Origin of the sequence: Nostocoides japonicum T1-X7 (assembly GCF_001046855.1) — a bacterium.
In the GTDB taxonomy this organism is placed as follows: domain Bacteria; phylum Actinomycetota; class Actinomycetes; order Actinomycetales; family Dermatophilaceae; genus Nostocoides; species Nostocoides japonicum.
In genome coordinates this window covers 4,686,089-4,688,220 of record NZ_HF570958.1, presented here as the reverse complement: position 1 = coordinate 4,688,220, position 2,132 = coordinate 4,686,089, and the positions used below count along the sequence as shown (strand labels likewise).

Sequence of the window (2,132 nt, the reverse complement as noted above, 5' to 3'; positions counted from 1 at the left end):
GCGGGCCCGTGCCGCGGCCCGGGCGCGCAGGGTCTGGTCGAGCTCCACCTTGCGGATGCGGACCGCCTCGGGCGTCACCTCGACGCACTCGTCCTCGCGACAGAACTCCAGGCACTGCTCGAGCGACAGCCGGCGCGGCGGCGCGAGCCGCTCGAGGACCTCCGAGGTGCTCGAGCGGACGTTGGTGAGCTTCTTCTCCTTGGTGATGTTGACGTCCATGTCGTCGGAGCGGGAGTTCTCGCCGACGATCATGCCTTCGTACACCTCGGTCGTCGGCTCGACGAAGAGGACGCCGCGCTCCTGGAGGTTGAACATGGCATACGACGTCGCCGGACCGGAGCGGTCGGCGACGAGGGACCCGGTGACCCGGGTGACGATGTCGCCGAACCACGGCTCGTAGCCCTCGAACACGTGATGCGCGATGCCGGTCCCCCGCGTCTCGGTGAGGAACTGGGTGCGGAACCCGATGAGTCCGCGCGACGGCACGAGGAACTCCATCCGGATCCAGCCCGTGCCGTGGTTGGTCATCTGCTCCATCCGGCCCTTGCGGGCGGCGAGGAGCTGGGTGATCGCGCCGAGGTACTCCTCCGGGGTGTCGATCGTCAGCCGCTCGACGGGCTCGTGGAGCTTCCCGTCGACGGTCCGGGTGACGACCTGCGGCTTGCCGACGGTCAGCTCGTAGCCCTCGCGCCGCATCTGCTCGACGAGGATCGCGAGGGCCAGCTCGCCGCGCCCCTGGACCTCCCACGCGTCGGGCCGCTCGGTCGGCAGGACGCGCATCGAGACGTTGCCGACGAGCTCGCGGTCGAGACGGTCCTTGACGAGCCGGGCGGTGAGCTTCGCGCCCTTGACCCGGCCGGTCATCGGCGAGGTGTTCGTGCCGATGGTCATCGAGATCGCCGGCTCGTCGACGGTGATGAGCGGGAGCGGCACGGGGTTCTCCGCGTCGGCGAGGGTCTCCCCGATGGTGATCTCCGGTATGCCGGCGACGGCGATGATGTCGCCCGGACCGGCCTCGTCGGCGGCCTTGCGCTCGAGCGCCTCGGTCATCAGCAGCTCGGTGATCTTGACCCGCTCGACCGAGCCGTCGTGACGGCACCACGCGACCTGCTGGCCCTTGCGGATCGTCCCGTTGTGGACGCGCAGGAGGGCGAGGCGGCCGAGGAAGCTGCTCGCGTCGAGGTTCGTCACGTGGGCCTGGAGCCCCGCCTCGTCGTCGTACTGCGGCGCCGGGATCGTCTCGAGGATGGTCCGGAAGAGCGCCTCGAGGTCGGGATCTGCGGGGAGCTCGCCGTTCGCCGGCCGCTCGGTCGAGGCACGACCCGCCTTGGCCGAGGCGTAGACGATGGGGAACTCGATCTGCCGCTCGTCCGCGTCGAGGTCGAGGAACAGCTCGTAGACGTCGTCGACGACCTCGGCGATCCTCGAGTCCGGACGGTCGACCTTGTTGATGCACAGGACGACCGGCAGCCTCGCCTCGAGCGCCTTGCGGAGGACGAACCGCGTCTGCGGGAGCGGCCCCTCCGAGGCGTCGACGAGGAGGACGACGCCGTCGACCATCGACAGGCCGCGCTCGACCTCGCCGCCGAAGTCGGCGTGGCCCGGGGTGTCGATGATGTTGATCGTCACGCCGTCGGGGTGGCCGGCGTCCGCGGCGGCCTTCCCCGCATACCGGACCGCCGTGTTCTTCGCGAGGATGGTGATGCCCTTCTCCCGCTCGAGGTCGCCGGAGTCCATGGCGCGCTCGGCGACGTGGGAGTGCTCGCCGAACGCCCCGGTCTGCCAGAGCATCTTGTCGACGAGGGTCGTCTTGCCGTGGTCGACGTGCGCGACGATCGCCACATTGCGGAGGTCACCGCGGGAGGTCAGGGACATTGCCTCAGTCTCTCACCTGCCGCGGGAGAGCCCCTCATCGTCCGCCGGGAGGCCGCTGCGCGCTGGGGGTCGGATGCCGGAGCGCTCGCCCGCTCCCGACCCCGCCGGAACGTCACCCCATACCTCCACCCACCGAGGGCCCTCCGGAGTCGAGGTATCCCCACCCCACCAGAACGTCACCCCATACCTCCACCCACCAAGGCCCCTCCGCAGTCGAGGTATCCCCACCCCACCAGAACGTCACCCCATACCTCCAC

The 2,132-nt window shown here is 70.2% G+C and carries 1 protein-coding gene; it reads right to left on the bottom strand.

Translation table 11 applies throughout. From position 1 onward, the window contains the following. A partial coding sequence (typA, locus tag BN12_RS25545; protein WP_048555573.1) for a translational GTPase TypA occupies nt 1-1,875 on the bottom strand: 1,875 nt, incomplete at its 3' end. Between the last annotated feature and the right edge of the window lie 257 nt (nt 1,876-2,132).